This window comes from Thiohalophilus thiocyanatoxydans, assembly GCF_004366735.1.
In the GTDB taxonomy this organism is placed as follows: domain Bacteria; phylum Pseudomonadota; class Gammaproteobacteria; order UBA6429; family Thiohalophilaceae; genus Thiohalophilus; species Thiohalophilus thiocyanatoxydans.
Map to the genome: position 1 here is coordinate 57903 of NZ_SOQX01000010.1, position 14841 is coordinate 72743.

30 protein-coding genes are annotated in these 14841 nt (G+C 54.1%); all 30 read right to left on the bottom strand.

Annotated elements, in window-relative coordinates; all coding sequences use genetic code 11:
• Positions 1 to 120: 120 nt before the first annotated feature.
• Entirely contained in the window at positions 121 to 867 is a 747-nt protein-coding gene (locus EDC23_RS13525) for an SAM hydrolase/SAM-dependent halogenase family protein (protein WP_134085308.1), read from the bottom strand.
• 224 nt (positions 868 to 1091) lie between these two features.
• A complete protein-coding gene (gene rplQ, locus EDC23_RS13530; RefSeq protein ID WP_134085309.1) occupies positions 1092 to 1499 on the bottom strand; it encodes a 50S ribosomal protein L17 in 408 nt (135 codons plus the stop codon).
• Between the two features lie 42 nt (positions 1500 to 1541).
• Entirely contained in the window at positions 1542 to 2537 is a 996-nt protein-coding gene (locus EDC23_RS13535; protein ID WP_134085310.1) for a DNA-directed RNA polymerase subunit alpha, read from the bottom strand.
• Between the two features lie 52 nt (positions 2538 to 2589).
• A complete protein-coding gene (gene rpsD / locus EDC23_RS13540) occupies positions 2590 to 3216 on the bottom strand; it encodes a 30S ribosomal protein S4 (protein WP_134085312.1) in 627 nt (208 codons plus the stop codon).
• A 15-nt stretch (positions 3217 to 3231) separates the two neighbouring features.
• The gene (gene rpsK / locus EDC23_RS13545) at positions 3232 to 3627 is read right to left on the bottom strand and encodes a 30S ribosomal protein S11 (protein ID WP_134085313.1); all 396 of its coding nucleotides are present in this window, start codon (positions 3625 to 3627) and stop codon (positions 3232 to 3234) included.
• A gap of 26 nt (positions 3628 to 3653) precedes the next feature.
• Positions 3654 to 4010 carry a 30S ribosomal protein S13 gene (rpsM, locus tag EDC23_RS13550; protein ID WP_134085314.1) on the bottom strand — a complete coding sequence of 119 codons (357 nt, stop codon included), beginning with the start codon at positions 4008 to 4010 and terminating at the stop codon, positions 3654 to 3656.
• A gap of 121 nt (positions 4011 to 4131) precedes the next feature.
• The gene (gene rpmJ, locus EDC23_RS13555) at positions 4132 to 4245 is read right to left on the bottom strand and encodes a 50S ribosomal protein L36 (RefSeq protein ID WP_134085315.1); all 114 of its coding nucleotides are present in this window, start codon (positions 4243 to 4245) and stop codon (positions 4132 to 4134) included.
• 40 nt (positions 4246 to 4285) lie between these two features.
• A complete protein-coding gene (gene secY / locus EDC23_RS13560) occupies positions 4286 to 5632 on the bottom strand; it encodes a preprotein translocase subunit SecY (RefSeq protein ID WP_134085317.1) in 1347 nt (448 codons plus the stop codon).
• Positions 5633 to 5640: 8 nt separating this feature from the next.
• Complete coding sequence (gene rplO, locus EDC23_RS13565) at positions 5641 to 6075, bottom strand: 50S ribosomal protein L15 (RefSeq protein WP_134085318.1); 435 nt, start codon at positions 6073 to 6075, stop codon at positions 5641 to 5643.
• Between the two features lie 2 nt (positions 6076 to 6077).
• Positions 6078 to 6263: a 50S ribosomal protein L30 gene (gene rpmD / locus EDC23_RS13570; RefSeq protein WP_134085319.1), complete on the bottom strand. Its 186-nt coding sequence runs from the start codon at positions 6261 to 6263 to the stop codon at positions 6078 to 6080.
• A gap of 3 nt (positions 6264 to 6266) precedes the next feature.
• Positions 6267 to 6773, bottom strand: a complete 507-nt coding sequence (gene rpsE / locus EDC23_RS13575; RefSeq protein ID WP_134085320.1) for a 30S ribosomal protein S5 — start codon at positions 6771 to 6773, stop codon at positions 6267 to 6269.
• Positions 6774 to 6786: 13 nt separating this feature from the next.
• A complete protein-coding gene (gene rplR / locus EDC23_RS13580; protein WP_134085322.1) occupies positions 6787 to 7140 on the bottom strand; it encodes a 50S ribosomal protein L18 in 354 nt (117 codons plus the stop codon).
• Between the two features lie 15 nt (positions 7141 to 7155).
• Complete coding sequence (rplF, locus tag EDC23_RS13585) at positions 7156 to 7683, bottom strand: 50S ribosomal protein L6 (protein WP_134085323.1); 528 nt, start codon at positions 7681 to 7683, stop codon at positions 7156 to 7158.
• 17 nt (positions 7684 to 7700) lie between these two features.
• Entirely contained in the window at positions 7701 to 8096 is a 396-nt protein-coding gene (gene rpsH / locus EDC23_RS13590; RefSeq protein WP_208321394.1) for a 30S ribosomal protein S8, read from the bottom strand.
• 45 nt (positions 8097 to 8141) lie between these two features.
• Positions 8142 to 8447: a 30S ribosomal protein S14 gene (gene rpsN, locus EDC23_RS13595; RefSeq protein ID WP_134085324.1), complete on the bottom strand. Its 306-nt coding sequence runs from the start codon at positions 8445 to 8447 to the stop codon at positions 8142 to 8144.
• 9 nt (positions 8448 to 8456) lie between these two features.
• Complete coding sequence (gene rplE, locus EDC23_RS13600) at positions 8457 to 9002, bottom strand: 50S ribosomal protein L5 (RefSeq protein WP_134085325.1); 546 nt, start codon at positions 9000 to 9002, stop codon at positions 8457 to 8459.
• A 17-nt stretch (positions 9003 to 9019) separates the two neighbouring features.
• Positions 9020 to 9340, bottom strand: coding sequence for a 50S ribosomal protein L24 (rplX, locus tag EDC23_RS13605; RefSeq protein WP_134085326.1), 321 nt, complete (start codon positions 9338 to 9340; stop codon positions 9020 to 9022).
• Between the two features lie 16 nt (positions 9341 to 9356).
• Positions 9357 to 9725, bottom strand: a complete 369-nt coding sequence (gene rplN / locus EDC23_RS13610) for a 50S ribosomal protein L14 (protein WP_134085328.1) — start codon at positions 9723 to 9725, stop codon at positions 9357 to 9359.
• Positions 9726 to 9761: 36 nt separating this feature from the next.
• Positions 9762 to 10022 carry a 30S ribosomal protein S17 gene (gene rpsQ / locus EDC23_RS13615; RefSeq protein ID WP_134085329.1) on the bottom strand — a complete coding sequence of 87 codons (261 nt, stop codon included), beginning with the start codon at positions 10020 to 10022 and terminating at the stop codon, positions 9762 to 9764.
• A complete protein-coding gene (gene rpmC / locus EDC23_RS13620) occupies positions 10019 to 10216 on the bottom strand; it encodes a 50S ribosomal protein L29 (RefSeq protein ID WP_134085330.1) in 198 nt (65 codons plus the stop codon). The genes rpsQ and rpmC overlap by 4 nt, the downstream gene beginning before the upstream one ends.
• Entirely contained in the window at positions 10216 to 10629 is a 414-nt protein-coding gene (gene rplP, locus EDC23_RS13625; protein WP_134085331.1) for a 50S ribosomal protein L16, read from the bottom strand. Before rplP ends, rpmC begins: the two co-directional genes overlap by 1 nt.
• 17 nt (positions 10630 to 10646) lie before the next feature.
• Positions 10647 to 11324 carry a 30S ribosomal protein S3 gene (rpsC, locus tag EDC23_RS13630; protein WP_134085332.1) on the bottom strand — a complete coding sequence of 226 codons (678 nt, stop codon included), beginning with the start codon at positions 11322 to 11324 and terminating at the stop codon, positions 10647 to 10649.
• A gap of 11 nt (positions 11325 to 11335) precedes the next feature.
• Entirely contained in the window at positions 11336 to 11668 is a 333-nt protein-coding gene (gene rplV / locus EDC23_RS13635) for a 50S ribosomal protein L22 (protein WP_134085334.1), read from the bottom strand.
• A gap of 13 nt (positions 11669 to 11681) precedes the next feature.
• On the bottom strand, positions 11682 to 11954 hold the full coding sequence (gene rpsS, locus EDC23_RS13640; RefSeq protein WP_134085335.1) for a 30S ribosomal protein S19: 273 nt from the start codon (positions 11952 to 11954) through the stop codon (positions 11682 to 11684).
• A 21-nt stretch (positions 11955 to 11975) separates the two neighbouring features.
• On the bottom strand, positions 11976 to 12806 hold the full coding sequence (gene rplB, locus EDC23_RS13645; protein WP_134085336.1) for a 50S ribosomal protein L2: 831 nt from the start codon (positions 12804 to 12806) through the stop codon (positions 11976 to 11978).
• Positions 12807 to 12823: 17 nt separating this feature from the next.
• A complete protein-coding gene (gene rplW / locus EDC23_RS13650) occupies positions 12824 to 13120 on the bottom strand; it encodes a 50S ribosomal protein L23 (RefSeq protein ID WP_134085337.1) in 297 nt (98 codons plus the stop codon).
• Positions 13117 to 13737 carry a 50S ribosomal protein L4 gene (gene rplD / locus EDC23_RS13655; protein ID WP_134085338.1) on the bottom strand — a complete coding sequence of 207 codons (621 nt, stop codon included), beginning with the start codon at positions 13735 to 13737 and terminating at the stop codon, positions 13117 to 13119. Before rplD ends, rplW begins: the two co-directional genes overlap by 4 nt.
• Positions 13738 to 13750: 13 nt before the next feature.
• Positions 13751 to 14392, bottom strand: coding sequence for a 50S ribosomal protein L3 (gene rplC / locus EDC23_RS13660; protein ID WP_134085340.1), 642 nt, complete (start codon positions 14390 to 14392; stop codon positions 13751 to 13753).
• Between the two features lie 26 nt (positions 14393 to 14418).
• Entirely contained in the window at positions 14419 to 14736 is a 318-nt protein-coding gene (rpsJ, locus tag EDC23_RS13665) for a 30S ribosomal protein S10 (RefSeq protein ID WP_134085341.1), read from the bottom strand.
• 6 nt (positions 14737 to 14742) lie between these two features.
• On the bottom strand, positions 14743 to 14841 hold a 99-nt coding region (locus EDC23_RS13670; RefSeq protein ID WP_217125835.1), incomplete at its 5' end, for an EF-Tu C-terminal domain-related protein.

The window sequence follows — 14841 nt, forward strand, 5'->3', positions numbered from 1 at the left end:
CCAAATTCATGTCTACTTTATACTCTGGCTAATCCCGTAGGTCACGCTGGCGTTAGCCTGCGTGACGCCCTGCGAATAGAAGGGTGTCAGGTAGCACTGCGCGCAACCTGACCTACTCCTCTAGGGGCCAGGGGCCGGATCCTGTATCGCCAGCTTGTCACCCACGCACAGGTTCAAGCGTTCGGCAACGCTGTCACCGTACAGTGCCAGCTCGACCAACCCCACCGAGTTGCGATACCAGAACGGCCGCCCCTTTTCCGCCAAAGAAAAGGTCCGGGTGTACTCGAGCATCTGATCCCCGATCTGCAGTTGTTGATCCGTGCCGAGTGTCTCGGACCGGATGCCGGTCATGGCATTGCCATAGTGATCGAAATAGATAATCTCGTACAGGTCCGACGGCCAGTCGGGACTCAGCAGTTTGTTAACCGAAATGCGCTCGGCATCGGGCATTCGCCCCAACGCCAGCTGCGCCGCCACCGGCGCAAACAGGTCGCGACCATGGAAGGAATCGGACAGTTGTGACGGCCGCCAGGTAATTTCCCAGGCCTCGACTTCCCCGGCCAGCTTGATCACGGTATTGAACAGGGTATTGGCCGGACCGACGAACCAGTGATTGTCGGCGCGGACGATCACCGGGCGGCGATTCGGATGCCCGACGCCCGGATCCACCACCGAGACGAACACGGATTGGTCGGGAAACGGTTCGCATAGTGCCGCCAGCAGATAGGCGGCGGCACGGGCATTGAAGGTCGGCGCATCGTGCATCAGATCGATCACCGGCACATTCGGCGCCTGGCGGGCCAGCACCGCCTTCATCTGCCCGACATAGGGGCCTGCATAGCCAAAATCCGTAAACAGCACAATCATGTCGCACCCGATACGTTCGAATCGTCAGTCTTTAAGATAGGCAACGAATGATTCAATGACCAGCGAGGATTTATGCCCTTCAGGGTATAGCGAATTTAGAAAACACTGAATATTCGATTCGGTGAGTTCAGTGTCTTGGCTGGTTCCGCCTTTTTGATTCGTGATGCCCAAAACAAAAAAAGCCGGGCAATGCCCGGCTTTTATTCGGAAGCTGAACCTGTCGTTCAGGCTTCGGCGTTTTCGGTCGCCGGTTCCTCGGCAGAGACTTCCGGTGCCGGGCGATCGACCAGTTCGACATAGGCCATCGGCGCGTTGTCACCGGTACGGAAACCGCACTTGAGAATACGTAGATAACCGCCGGGACGATCCTGATAACGCGGACCCAGCTCATTGAAGAGCTTGGTTACGGTCTCGCGATCGCGCAGACGGTTGAACGCCAGGCGTCGGTTGGCCACACTGTCAGTCTTGGCCAGCGTGAGTAACGGTTCGACGGTGCGCCGCAATTCCTTGGCCTTGGGCAAGGTGGTGCGGATCAATTCATTCTGGAACAGGGAAACGGACATATTGCGGTACATCGCCTTGCGATGCGGGCTGTTCCGGTTGAGCTTTCGACCACTTTGACGATGACGCATGGTTCTAAATCCTAAACTAGATTCGTTAAACAGTCAGAAGCTTCAGGAAGCTTCCTTGTCCTTCAGGCTTGCCGGCGGCCAGTTTTCCAGGCGCATACCCAGTGACAATCCACGGGAGGCCAGCACGTCCTTGATTTCGGTCAGGGACTTCTTGCCCAGATTCGGTGTTTTGAGCAGTTCCACCTCGGTGCGCTGAATCAGATCACCGATGTAGTAAATCTGTTCCGCCTTGAGGCAGTTGGCGGAGCGGACAGTCAGTTCCAGATCATCGACCGGACGCAGCAGAATCGGATCAATTTCCGGCTCCTGCTCGGCGGGCGTGGACTCTTCCTTGCCGCGCAGATCGACAAAGGCAGACAACTGGTCCTGAAGAATGGTTGCCGCACCGCGGATCGCCTCTTCCGGATCGATAGTGCCGTTGGTTTCAAGTTCGATCGTCAGTTTATCCAGATCGGTCCGTTGCTCAACACGCGCACTGTCGACTACATAGGCGACACGCTGTATCGGGCTGAAACTGGCATCCAGCTGCAAACGACCGATGGGATGATCCTCTTCTTCGTCATCACCGCGGGTGTTGGCAGCTTCATAACCTCGACCACGAGTAATTTTGATGGTCATGCTCAACTCGCCTTCCTTGGTCAGGTTGGCCAGGACATGATCCGGATTAATCACTTCCACATTCTGAATCAGCTGGATGTCCGCGGCAGTAACCTGTCCGGGACCTTTTTTGTTCAAAGTCAGGGTAGCTTCATCCTCCCCTTCCATGCGCATGGCAACACCCTTGAGGTTCAGCAGAATGTCGACCACATCTTCCTGAACACCTTCAATGGTAGTATATTCATGCAGAACACCGTCGATTTCCACTTCGGTGATGGCGGCGCCACTCATCGAAGACAGCAGAATGCGGCGCAGGGCATTACCCAGTGTGTGCCCGAAACCCCTCTCGAGTGGCTCGAGAGTGACCTTGGCATGGGTATCGCTGATTTGCTGAATATCAACAATTCGCGGAGTCAGAAAATCTGATACTGAGGCCGTCATCTATGTCCTCTCAATTTAGTGTTCAAAAGTCCCTGTGTCCTGCTCGAACTGATTACTTGGAGTACAGCTCGATGACCAGGTGTTCTTTGATATCAGTCGGCAATTCGCTGCGTTCCGGTACGCTCTTGAACGTACCTGTCAGCTTATCGGTATCGACTTCCAGCCATTCGGCAAATCCGCGGTTCTGAGCCGCATCCGTAGCGCCCTTGATGCGCAGCTGATTGCGGGATTTTTCCGCGACAGCAACCACATCACCCGCCCGGATCTGCATGGAAGGGATGTTTACCTTGCGACCGTTAACGGTAATAGCGTTGTGCCGAACCAGTTGGCGCGCTTCTGAACGCGAGGCACCAAAGCCCATGCGAAATACGACATTGTCCAGACGGCATTCCAGCAACTGCAACAGATTGTCACCGGTGGAACCTTTGAGACGATCGGCTTGTTTATAATAACCGAGGAACTGTTTTTCCATGATGCCGTACGAGCGACGCATTTTCTGCTTTTCACGCAACTGGGTTGCGTAATCGGACAAGCGACCACGGCGTTGACCGTGCTGTCCCGGCGGAAACGGCCGGTTTTCAATCGCACATTTACTGCCGTAGCATTTCTCGCCTTTTAAAAAAAGCTTTTCGCCTTCACGGCGGCACAGGCGGCATTTTGAACCAATATATTTAGCCAAGGTATTCTCTCCCGCTTATACGCGACGTTTCTTCGGAGGACGGCAACCATTGTGAGGAATGGGCGTCACGTCTGCGATGTTGGTGATACGAAAGCCTTTTGCATTCAATGCACGTACGGCGGATTCGCGTCCCGGCCCCGGGCCCTTGACCCAGACTTCCAGGTTTTTCATTCCATATTCCTGCGCCATCTCGCCGACACGTTCGGCAGCAACCTGTGCGGCAAACGGCGTGCTCTTGCGAGACCCGCGGAACCCGGAACCGCCGGCAGTCGCCCAGCATAGTGCGTTACCCTGACGATCCGAGATAGTCACAATCGTATTATTGAATGATGCATGGACGTGAGCAATTCCGTCCGAGACATCACGTTTGACTTTTTTACGTGTACGAGCTGCTTTAGCTTTGGTTGCCATATTTCCAGAAACCTATTTAATGAAACTTATCGTCTGATCGGTTTGCGCGGTCCCTTGCGGGTCCGGGCATTGGTCCGGGTACGTTGGCCGCGCAGCGGCAAACCACGGCGATGGCGGATTCCGCGGTAGCAACCCAGATCCATCAACCGCTTGATATTCATAGAAACTTCCCGGCGCAGATCACCTTCCACGCTGATCTTGCCGACTTCGTTACGCAATTTCTCAATCGCGTCATCATCCAGATCACGAATCTTGGCCGTCGGGTCGATCCCCGCGTCCACACAAATCTGCCGGCCGCGGGTGCGGCCGATGCCGTAAATCGACGTCAGCGCGATATCCGCGTGCTTGTTTACCGGAATGTTGATGCCTGCAATACGGGCCATCTAACCTTACTCCTACCGTTCAAATCTCTGAATTAGCCAACCAAGTCTTGCTAAACGGGCAATTTTAATCGCTAACTGCCTGCCCTAGCAAGGCTTTTTCCGTTTTTTCACCCGCGCCGGGTCAGCCCTGGCGCTGTTTGTGCCGCGGATCACTGCAGATCACCCGGATCACCCCATTACGGCGGATGATCTTGCAGTTCCGGCACATTTTCTTGACTGATGCACGCACTTTCATTGCAGTCTCTCCAAATTCCAGTTCATCTCGTCAGCCCGGTCTAGCGCAGCAGACCGGACGGGCCGTGGCCCTTCAGGTTGGCCTTTTTCATCAAGCTGTCGTACTGATGCGACATCAGCAGCGCCTGGGTCTGGGCCATGAAATCCATCACAACCACCACCACAATCAGCAGCGAGGTTCCGCCAAAATAGAACGGGACCCCCCAGGCCAGAATCAAAAATTCCGGTAACAGGCAGACGGCGGTGATATAGACCGCGCCTACCAGGGTCAAACGGCCCAGAATCGAATCGATATAACGGGCCGTCTGTTCACCCGGGCGAATGCCGGGCACAAAGGCACCGGAACGCTTCAGGTTGTCCGCTGTTTCTTTCGGGTTAAACATCAACGCCGTATAGAAGAAACAGAAGAATATAATCGCCAGGGCATACAGCAGAACATACAGCGGTTGCCCCGGCGACATCATGGTGGAGATGTCCTGCAGGACACCTGCCGCGCCGCCGGCACCGCCTCCGAACCACCCCAGCAAGGTGGATGGAAACAGAATAATGCTCGACGCGAAGATCGGCGGAATAACGCCGGCCATATTAATCTTCAAGGGCAAATGGCTGCTTTGCGCCGCATACATCTTGCGTCCCTGCTGACGCTTGGCGTAATTCACCGTGATCCGGCGCTGACCACGCTCCATAAAGACCACAAAAGCAGTCACGCCCAAGGCCAGTGCAAACAGCACCAGAATCTTGCCATAAGCCAGATCGCCGGTCCGGCCCATTTCCATCGTTGTCCCGAGGGCCGTCGGCAGTCCGGCAACGATACCCGCGAAAATAATCAGTGAAATGCCGTTGCCGATGCCGCGCTCGGTAATCTGTTCACCCAGCCACATCAAAAACATGGTACCGGTTACCAGCGTCACCACGGTCGTAAAGAAGAACGTGTTGTGATCAATGATCACCAGTCCTTCCTGGCGAGACAAGGCGACAGCGACACCCAGCGCCTGGAAAGTCGCCAGTCCCAGCGTCGCCAGCCGGGTATACTGGGTAATCTTGCGTTTGCCGGCGGCGCCTTCCTTGCTTATCTGCTCAAGCTTGGGGTGCACCTTGGTCAGCAACTGCATGATGATCGAGGCCGAGATGTACGGCATGATCCCCAGTGCGAACAATGACAGCCGGGCCAGCGCGCCGCCGGAAAACATGTTGAACATGTCCAGTATCGTACCGCGCTGCTGCTCAACCATCTGAGCCAGTGACTCGGGATCAATTCCCGGCACAGTAATAAAAGAGCCAACCCGAAATACCAGCAGAGCCCCGAGCACGAACAGCAAACGCTGACGCAACTCGGTAAACTTGCCCCCGGCCATGGCATTGGCCATTCCCTGTCGCGAAGCGCCCATCCCGCGGCTTACTCTTCGACCTTGCCGCCGGCGGCCTCAATAGCTTCCCGGGCACCTTTGGTGACGCGAATGCCCTTGAGGGTGACAGCTTTTTCGAGCTTGCCGGACAGCATGACTTTGGCCCGTTGAATTTCCTTGCTAACGAGGTTGGCCTTTTGCAGCACTGCCATGTCGATCACGTCAGCATCAAGGTTATTCAACTCATGCAAGCGAATTTCATCGGTGACACGCGCAAGACGAGATTTGAAGCCGACTTTCGGCAGACGACGTTGCAGGGGCATCTGGCCGCCTTCAAAGCCCACCTTGGTGAAACCGCCGGAACGCGCTTTCTGGCCTTTGTGACCGCGACCACCTGTCTTGCCCAGACCGGAACCAATGCCCCGGCCGCGACGTTTGGCCGGTTTTCTTTCTCCCGGGGTCGGTTTGAGGTTATTCAAATTCATGCTCAGCTCTCCTCAACCTTTACCATGTAATGGACTTTGTTGATCATGCCGCGAGTACATGGGGTATCTTCCACTTCAACAGTATGATGCATACGACGCAGGCCCAGGCCTGTGACACAGGCTTTATGGGAGGCCAGTCGACCGTGCATGCTGCGCACCAGCGTTACCTTGATAGTCTTGTCAGCCATGATTTATTCCACAATATCCTTGACACTCTTGCCGCGCTTGGCCGCAACCTGCTCCGGCGAAGTCATGTTTTTCAGACCATTAATCGTCGCACGCACGACATTAACCGGGTTGTTACTACCGATGCATTTTGCCAGTACGTTATGGACACCAACCACATCAAACACAGCTCGCATCGGTCCACCGGCGATAACACCGGTACCATCTGAAGCGGGCTGCATATAAACCTTGGCGGCCCCGTGCTCGGCATTGATCGGATACTGCAATGTATGGTTATTCAACGGTACTTTAACCATATTCTTGCGCGCATCTTCCATTGCCTTTTGAATGGCTACCGGAACTTCTCGCGCCTTGCCACGACCAAAGCCGACACGTCCATTACCATCGCCGACGACAGTCAGGGCGGAAAAGCCAAAAATTCGTCCACCTTTGACCACCTTGGCAACACGACGGATACCAACCAGGCGTTCCTGTAAGTCTTCAGCGTTCTGTTCTTTGTCAAATGCAGCCATAATTCATTAACCTTTAGAATTGCAAGCCGGCTTCGCGCGCAGCATCCGCCAGGGCTTTGACCCGGCCGTGATATTTAAAACCGGAACGATCGAAAGCCACATTAGTGACACCCGCCGCTTTGGCTTTTTCCGCAATGGTTTTGCCGACGACAGCCGCGGCATCAACATTGCCTGTATTTTTGACGTTACCTTTAATATCTGTCTGCACGGTACTGGCTGATGCCAAAACCTCACTGCCATTGGCCGCAATCACCTGGGCATAAATATGCCGGGGCGTGCGATATACAGACAGACGCGGCACAGCCAGCTCACGAATCTTGGCGCGAGTGCGGCGTGCACGACGTAAACGTGTTGTCTTTTTATCCATCGTTTTACCTTGCCCTTATTTCTTCTTGGCTTCTTTGCGGATAATGCGTTCATCCGCGTATTTCACACCCTTGCCCTTGTAGGGCTCGGGTGGACGGAAGCCGCGGATTTCCGCCGCGACCTGGCCAACCTGCTGCTTGTCCATACCGCGGATCACAACCTCGGTCTGGCTCGGTGTTTCAGCTGTGACACCGTCTGGCAGCTCATAATTGACCGGATGCGAGAAACCCAGCGTCAGATTCAGGACTTTACCCTGTGACTGCGCTCGATACCCGACACCGACCAGCTCCAGTTTCTTTTCAAACCCGTCGCTGACCCCTGTAATCAGGTTATTAATGACGGCCCTGGCAGTACCACTTTGTGAGATCGCGGCCGGACCTTTTTCACGAGGTAAAAAGGTAAGATTGTCATCTTCACGAACAATCTCGACCACCGGATGCACGGTATGCTCCATGGTGCCTTTTGAACCTTTCACGCTGACGTGCTGGTCATTAATCGTGACCTCAACGCCGGTGGGAATACTAACTGCTGTTATTCTCGCCATGACCCGCTACCCTAGAATTACTGCACGGTACAAACCACTTCACCACCGAAACCGGCTTTACGCGCGGCACGATCGGTCATCAGACCCTGTGAAGTGGAAACAATTGCTATACCCAAGCCACCCATTACACTCGGCAGCTCATTCTTACCCTTGTAGATGCGCAACCCGGGACGACTAACCCGCTTTATTTTCTCAATAACCGGCTGGCCCTGGTGATACTTCAGTTGAATGATCAGCTGAGGCTTTGCATCGTTATCACCACCCTTGCTGAAGTCGGCAATATAGCCTTCATCCTTCAGTACCTGGGCGATCGCATGCTTTTCTTTCGAATAAGGCATGCTCACGCTCGTCTTGCCGGCGCCAAGCGAGTTGCGCACTCTTGTCAACATATCTGAAATCGGATCTGTCATCATTTCGTTATTTCTCCAGGCTCTCAGCTCTTGCCATCAGCCTATCTGTTACCAACTACCCTTGCGCAGACCAGGCACATCACCCTGCATGGTGTGCTGACGCAGCTTGTTACGACACAGCCCGAACTTGCGATACACCGCATGCGGACGACCGGTAATCCGGCAGCGACGCTGCAAACGGGCCGGGCTCGCATCACGCGGCAACTTCTGCAGCTGATGCTGGGCTTCCATCCGCTCTTCAATCGAGAGATTCGGATCCTTAACCCTGGCTTTTAATGCAGCGCGTTTGTCTGCGTATTTCTTGACAGCCTTGATACGCTTTGCTTCGCGCTCAACCATGGAAACTTTTGCCATGTTCTTCTCCTACCCTTGACCTTTCAGCGGGAAATTGAACGCAGCCAGTAGCGCACGTCCTTCCTCGTCGGTTTTAGCCGTCGTGGTGACAGTGATATCCATCCCGCGAATTGCATCGATCTTGTCATATTCAATTTCCGGGAAAATGATCTGCTCACGAACGCCCATGCTGTAGTTTCCGCGTCCATCAAACGATTTCGGGCTCAGACCACGGAAGTCGCGAACACGCGGAATCGCAATATTAATCAGTCGATCCAGAAACTCATACATGCGCTCACTGCGCAATGTGACCTTGCACCCGATCGGAAAACCTTCGCGTACCTTGAAACCGGCAACGGACTTGCGTGCGTTGTTAACGATAGGCTTTTGACCGCAAATTTTGGTCATGTCGGCTACCGCATTTTCCAGAATCTTTTTATCACCAATAGCTTCACCCACACCCATATTGAGCGTGATCTTGGTGATCTTGGGTACTTCCATCACACTCTTGTATCCAAACTGATCTCTCAGACTGGAAACAACAGTTTCTCGGTAAAAATCCTGCAATCTTGCCATTGTTGCAACCTAAACGATTAAGCGTCTAAAACTTCGCCATTGGATTTAAGGTAACGGACCTTGCGACCATCTTCGAGGGTCTTGAATCCGACCCGGTCAGGTTTATCGGTTACCGGGTTATAGATAGCCACATTGGAAATATCCAACGGCTTTTCCATTTCCACGATCCCACCTGCAGCACCGGCGGCGGGGTTTGGTTTCTGATGTTTTTTGACGACATTGATATTGTCGACAAGAACATTTCCTTCATCCATCATCACACGCGAAACGGTGCCACGTTTGCCCTTGTCTTTGCCTGCGATGACGACAATCTCATCACCTTTTCGAATCTTGTTCATGGCTTTACTCTCTGCCTTACAGTACTTCAGGTGCCAGTGAAATGATCTTCATGAACTTTTCTGTACGCAGTTCACGGGTAACCGGACCAAAAATTCGGGTACCGACCGGCTGTAGCTGGCTGTTCAATAATACGGCCGCATTGCTATCAAAGCGAATAAGCGAACCATCAGGACGACGTACACCTTTACGGGTGCGTACGACTACAGCATTCAAGACATCGCCTTTTTTAACACGACCACGCGGGATCGCTTCCTTGATGCTCACCTTGATAATGTCGCCAACACCGGCGTAACGGCGTTTTGAACCACCGAGCACTTTAATACATTGTACGCGACGAGCACCGCTATTATCGGCGATGTCGAGCATGGTTTGCATCTGAATCATCTTAAGCGACTCCGCTAAACTCTATTCAATTCAGGCCTAAATGATCGCGGCCCGTTCAACAATCGTATCCAGCGCCCAGGTTTTCGTCTTGGACAGCGGACGACAGGAGGTAATGGTAACGATATCGCCTTCATTACACTCATTATCGGCATCATGAGCGTGCAACTTGGTGGAACGCTTGATGAACTTCCCATACATAGGATGCTTCACTCGACGTTCGACCAGCACGGTAATGGACTTATCCATTTTGTTGCTGACAACCCGCCCGGTTACGGTGCGTTTTACTGATTCACTCATTGTGCCTTACCTGCTTTCTCATTCAGGATGGTTTTAACGCGCGCGATATTGCGACGGACCGCCTTTAACTGATGAGTACGATTCATCTGACCAGTCGCCGTCTGTATGCGAAGATTAAACTTTTCGCGCGTCAGCTCCAGAAGCTCTTTATTCAGATCTTCAACGTTCTTTTCACGCAATTCGCTAGCTTTCATTACAGTACCGTCCGCGTTACAAATGTGGTGGTGATCGGAAGCTTGGCAGCAGCGAGGCGGAACGCTTCACGCGCCACTTCTTCTGAAACACCTTCCATTTCATACAACATACGTCCCGGCTGAATCTGGGCTACCCAGTATTCAACATTACCTTTCCCCTTACCCTGGCGAACTTCCAGCGGCTTCTGGGTAATCGGCTTGTCTGGAAATATACGAATCCAGATCTTGCCGCCACGCTTAATATAGCGGTTCATGGCTCGACGACCCGCCTCAATCTGGCGCGCCGTAATCCGGCCACGACCAGTGGCTTTCAGACCGTACTCACCAAAACTGACCTTGCTTCCACGATGAGCAAGTCCGCGGTTACGGCCTTTTTGTTGTTTACGAAATTTTGTCCGTTTCGGCTGCAGCATGCTTCAAACTCCCAATCTCAACCCGCTGCCGATTTTGCAGCTTCGGCTTCTCCGTCAGAGTAATGCCCGATAATCTCACCCTTGAAGATCCAGACCTTGACACCGATGATGCCGTAAGTGGTTTGCGCTTCAGCCAAACCGTAGTCAATGTCTGCTCGCAGGGTATGCAGGGGTACCCGGCCTTCGCGGTACCATTCGGTACGTGCGATTTCGGCGCCGTTCAGGCGGCCCGCCACGTTGATCTTGATGCCCTGGGCACCCAGACGCATGGTGTTTTGTACCGCGCGCTTCATGGCACGGCGGAACATGATGCGGCGCTCGAGCTGCTGGGCCACACTCTCGGCGACCAGCTGGGCATCCAGCTCCGGCTTGCGCACTTCTTCAATGTTAATGTGCACAGCCGGCAGGCCCATCATTTGGGTCACTTCGTTACGCAGGCGCTCGATATCTTCACCTTTTTTGCCAATAACCAGACCGGGGCGCGCGGTATTAATAGTGATATTTGCGCTGCCCTGGGTACGCTCGATCTGAATCCGGCTGACAGAAGCCTGTTTCAGACGCTGCTTCAAGAATTCGCGAACAACGATATCCTGGTTCAGGAAATCAGCATAATTCTTGTTATCAGCATACCATTTAGACGTCCAGTCCTTGACGATACCAAGACGAATGCCTGTAGGATGTACTTTCTGACCCATCAGCTTCTCTCTTACTTTTCTGCCACAGTCACGCAAATGTGACTGGTGCGTTTAAAAATATGGTTGGCCTGGCCCTTGGCGCGCGCTTCCCAGCGCTTGTAGGTCGGACCTTCGTCAACAGTGATCTTCGCAACCTTCAGCTCGTCGATATCCGCACCATCATTGTGCTCCGCATTGGCTATCGCGGATTCCAGTATTTTCTTCACAATACTGGCGGATTTTTTGGAACTGAACGTCAGGACCTGCAATGCGCGCTCGACCGGAAGTCCCCGGACCTGATCAGCCACCAGGCGACACTTCTGCGGCGAAATGCGTGCATAGCGTAATTTTGCAGCGGTTTCCATTTTCTAAAACCTCTTACCTGGCTTTCTTGTCAGCCACGTGACCCTTGAAGGTCCGTGTCGGCGCGAATTCGCCCAGCTTGTGACCGACCATGTTTTCAGAAACAAGGACCGGTACATGCTGGCGACCATTATGTACAGCGATTGTCAAACCCACCATTTCCGGCAAAACCATGGAACGGCGTGACCAGGTCTTGATAGGCTTCTTGCTGTTTGTTTCCACTGCCTGATCGATCTTTTTGACAAGATGCAAATCAACGAATGGACCTTTTCTGATAGAACGTGGCACTGTGCTAGCTCTCTCTATCGGTTATTTCTTGATACGACGACGACGGACGATCATCTTATCCGTACTCTTGTTACTCCGGGTCTTGTAGCCTTTGGTCGGCACACCCCAGGGGGTTACCGGGTGACGGCCACCGGAGGTACGGCCCTCACCACCACCATGCGGATGATCGACCGGGTTCATGACCACACCGCGAACGGTGGGACGCACACCCCGCCAGCGCTTGGCGCCGGCTTTGCCGAGTTTACGCAGGCTGTGTTCACTGTTGCTCACTTCACCTATGGTGGCGCGGCAATCTGCATGCACCCGACGCATTTCGGTCGAGCGCAGGCGAATCGTGGCGTAGTCACCTTCACGCGCAACCAGCTGCACGGAGGCGCCGGCGCTACGCGCCAGCTGGGCGCCCTTGCCGGGTTTCATCTCAACCGCATGAACAGTAGAGCCTACCGGAATGTTGCGCAGCGGCATGCAGTTGCCCGCCTTGATCTGGGCACTGGTGCCGGAAACCACGGTATCACCCGCTTTAAGACCCTTCGGCGCCAGGATATAGCGGCGTTCACCGTCTTTATAAAGTACCAGCGCGATACGTGCGCTGCGGTTGGGATCGTACTCGATCCGCTCAACGGTCGCATCGACACCGTCCTTGTTACGCTTGAAGTCGATCAGGCGATAATGCTGCTTGTGACCACCACCCTTGTGGCGCGTGGTAATCCGGCCCTGGTTGTTACGACCACCAGTACGGGATTGTTTTTCCAGCAACGGCGCATGCGGTTTGCCTCTATAAAGATCGTCGGTAACGACCTTGACAACAAAGCGGCGCCCTGCGGATGTCGGTTTTGACTTTACAATCGCCATTTTTTATTCCTTAAACCTTACTCAGTGCCCATAAAGTTGATGTCCTGACCGGCTTTAATACGCACATAGGCTTTTTTCCAGTCTTTGCGGCGGCCGGTGCCAAACGAAGTACGCTTGGTCTTACCTTTAACGTTCGCCACCTGAACACCTTCTACTTCAACGTTAAACAGCAGCTCAACCGCTTTTTTAACTTCAACCCGGGTTGCACTCGGTACAACCTTGAATACCACCTGATTGGCGCTATCCGCCAGGATGGTGCTTTTCTCGGAGATGTGCGGCTGCAGCAGCACGTTCATCAAACGTTCCTGATTCATGCCAGCACCTCCTGAAGTTTTTCAACGGCCGCAGCGGTCATTAACACTTTGTCATGGCCAACCAGATTGACCGGATCGACATAGCCGACTTCACACAGACCGACCTTGTACAGGTTGCGGGCCGATTTGAACAGCGCATCGTCTATTTCGTGTGTGACGATCATGACATTGTCCAGACCCAGACCAGAGAGTTTTCCCACCAGTTCTTTGGTCTTCGGCGCAGCCAGCTTGAGATCATCGACTACCACCAGTCGCTCCTGGCGCACCAGCTCCGACAAAATGGAACGCATCGCGGCGCGATACATTTTCCGGTTCAGTTTCTGTGACCAGTTCTGGGGCTTGGCGGCAAAGGTCTTGCCACCGCCGGTCCAGATGGGGCTACGGATAGTCCCGGCACGGGCCCGACCGGTCCCCTTCTGGCGCCACGGCTTTTTGCCACCGCCGCTGACATCAGCGCGGTTTTTGTGCGCCCGTGTGCCGGCACGGCCACCCGCCAGATAGGCGGTCACGGCCTGATGTACCAGCGTCTCGTTAAAGTCAGCACCGAATACCGCATCCGAAACCTCGACGGATTTCGTGGAGGCCTTACCCGTGGCTGTTGTTAAACCTAATTCCATCGTCTGTGTCCTCTTAACCTGCCTTGACCGCGGGGCGTACGATGACACTGCCACCCTTGGATCCGGGCACAGCCCCCTTGACCAACAGCAGATTGCGATCGTTGTCGACCTTGACCACTTCCAGATTCTGGGTGGTACGGTTTTTGTTACCCATCTGACCGGCCATGCGCTTGCCTTTCAGTACCCGGCCCGGTGTCTGACACTGGCCGATGGAACCGGGGGCGCGGTGCGCCAGCGAGTTACCATGGGTTGCATCCTGAGTGTGGAAATGGTGACGCTTGACCGCACCGGCAAAGCCTTTACCCATGCTGGTGCCTCTGACGTCAACTTTTTGCCCGTTTTCGAACATATCCACCTTGATCTCACCGGCAAGGGCAAATTCCTCGCCTTCGCCATCCGCCAGTCGGAACTCCCACACACCGCGGCCCGCTTCCACACCGGCCTTGGCGAAATGCCCGGCCTGGGGTTTGGTGACCCGGTTGGCCTTGCGCTTGCCGGTCGTTACCTGCACGGCGCGATAACCGTCCGCTTCAACTGTTTTCAGCTGGGTAATCCGGTTGGGTTCAACCGCGATCACAGTCACCGGCGTCGAGACACCGTCTTCTGTAAAGATCCGGGTCATTCCCACCTTGCGCCCAACTACACCAATAGTCATTTGTCGTGCTCCACTCAGCAATCCGGTTAGTTCAACTGAATCTGAACATCCACGCCCGCGGCGAGATCCAGCTTCATCAGGGCGTCCACGGTCTTGTCCGTCGGATCCACGATATCCATCAGACGCTTGTGTGTACGCAATTCATACTGGTCACGCGCATCCTTGTTGACGTGCGGCGAAATCAGGATCGTGTAGTGCTCCTTTTTCGTCGGCAGCGGAATCGGCCCCTTGACGTGGGCGCCGGTGCGCTTGGCCGTTTCAACAATCTCGCGAGCGGATTGATCGATCAAACGATGATCAAAGGCCTTGAGACGGATGCGAATGTTCTGGTTCTTGGCTGCCATATATGTTTACTCAATAATCTTCGATACCACACCGGCGCCGACGGTCCGGCCGCCTTCGCGAATCGCAAAGCGCAGGCCCTCTTCCATCGCAATCGGTGCAATCAG

What these genes read in the sequence shown, in the direction of transcription:
- EDC23_RS13525 (WP_134085308.1), bottom strand. Translation starts at nt 867, where the DNA reads ATGATTGTGCTGTTTACGGATTTTGGCTATGCAGGCCCCTATGTCGGG.
- rplQ (WP_134085309.1), bottom strand. Translation starts at nt 1,499, where the DNA reads ATGCGTCATCGTCAAAGTGGTCGAAAGCTCAACCGGAACAGCCCGCAT.
- EDC23_RS13535 (WP_134085310.1), bottom strand. Translation starts at nt 2,537, where the DNA reads ATGACGGCCTCAGTATCAGATTTTCTGACTCCGCGAATTGTTGATATT.
- rpsK (WP_134085313.1), bottom strand. Translation starts at nt 3,627, where the DNA reads ATGGCAACCAAAGCTAAAGCAGCTCGTACACGTAAAAAAGTCAAACGT.
- rpsM (WP_134085314.1), bottom strand. Translation starts at nt 4,010, where the DNA reads ATGGCCCGTATTGCAGGCATCAACATTCCGGTAAACAAGCACGCGGAT.
- rpmJ (WP_134085315.1), bottom strand. Translation starts at nt 4,245, where the DNA reads ATGAAAGTGCGTGCATCAGTCAAGAAAATGTGCCGGAACTGCAAGATC.
- secY (WP_134085317.1), bottom strand. Translation starts at nt 5,632, where the DNA reads ATGGGCGCTTCGCGACAGGGAATGGCCAATGCCATGGCCGGGGGCAAG.
- rplO (WP_134085318.1), bottom strand. Translation starts at nt 6,075, where the DNA reads ATGAATTTGAATAACCTCAAACCGACCCCGGGAGAAAGAAAACCGGCC.
- rpmD (WP_134085319.1), bottom strand. Translation starts at nt 6,263, where the DNA reads ATGGCTGACAAGACTATCAAGGTAACGCTGGTGCGCAGCATGCACGGT.
- rpsE (WP_134085320.1), bottom strand. Translation starts at nt 6,773, where the DNA reads ATGGCTGCATTTGACAAAGAACAGAACGCTGAAGACTTACAGGAACGC.
- rplR (WP_134085322.1), bottom strand. Translation starts at nt 7,140, where the DNA reads ATGGATAAAAAGACAACACGTTTACGTCGTGCACGCCGCACTCGCGCC.
- rplF (WP_134085323.1), bottom strand. Translation starts at nt 7,683, where the DNA reads ATGGCGAGAATAACAGCAGTTAGTATTCCCACCGGCGTTGAGGTCACG.
- rpsH (WP_208321394.1), bottom strand. Translation starts at nt 8,096, where the DNA reads ATGATGACAGATCCGATTTCAGATATGTTGACAAGAGTGCGCAACTCG.
- rpsN (WP_134085324.1), bottom strand. Translation starts at nt 8,447, where the DNA reads ATGGCAAAAGTTTCCATGGTTGAGCGCGAAGCAAAGCGTATCAAGGCT.
- rplE (WP_134085325.1), bottom strand. Translation starts at nt 9,002, where the DNA reads ATGGCAAGATTGCAGGATTTTTACCGAGAAACTGTTGTTTCCAGTCTG.
- rplX (WP_134085326.1), bottom strand. Translation starts at nt 9,340, where the DNA reads ATGAACAAGATTCGAAAAGGTGATGAGATTGTCGTCATCGCAGGCAAA.
- rplN (WP_134085328.1), bottom strand. Translation starts at nt 9,725, where the DNA reads ATGATTCAGATGCAAACCATGCTCGACATCGCCGATAATAGCGGTGCT.
- rpsQ (WP_134085329.1), bottom strand. Translation starts at nt 10,022, where the DNA reads ATGAGTGAATCAGTAAAACGCACCGTAACCGGGCGGGTTGTCAGCAAC.
- rpmC (WP_134085330.1), bottom strand. Translation starts at nt 10,216, where the DNA reads ATGAAAGCTAGCGAATTGCGTGAAAAGAACGTTGAAGATCTGAATAAA.
- rplP (WP_134085331.1), bottom strand. Translation starts at nt 10,629, where the DNA reads ATGCTGCAGCCGAAACGGACAAAATTTCGTAAACAACAAAAAGGCCGT.
- rpsC (WP_134085332.1), bottom strand. Translation starts at nt 11,324, where the DNA reads ATGGGTCAGAAAGTACATCCTACAGGCATTCGTCTTGGTATCGTCAAG.
- rplV (WP_134085334.1), bottom strand. Translation starts at nt 11,668, where the DNA reads ATGGAAACCGCTGCAAAATTACGCTATGCACGCATTTCGCCGCAGAAG.
- rplB (WP_134085336.1), bottom strand. Translation starts at nt 12,806, where the DNA reads ATGGCGATTGTAAAGTCAAAACCGACATCCGCAGGGCGCCGCTTTGTT.
- rplW (WP_134085337.1), bottom strand. Translation starts at nt 13,120, where the DNA reads ATGAATCAGGAACGTTTGATGAACGTGCTGCTGCAGCCGCACATCTCC.
- rplD (WP_134085338.1), bottom strand. Translation starts at nt 13,737, where the DNA reads ATGGAATTAGGTTTAACAACAGCCACGGGTAAGGCCTCCACGAAATCC.
- rplC (WP_134085340.1), bottom strand. Translation starts at nt 14,392, where the DNA reads ATGACTATTGGTGTAGTTGGGCGCAAGGTGGGAATGACCCGGATCTTT.
- rpsJ (WP_134085341.1), bottom strand. Translation starts at nt 14,736, where the DNA reads ATGGCAGCCAAGAACCAGAACATTCGCATCCGTCTCAAGGCCTTTGAT.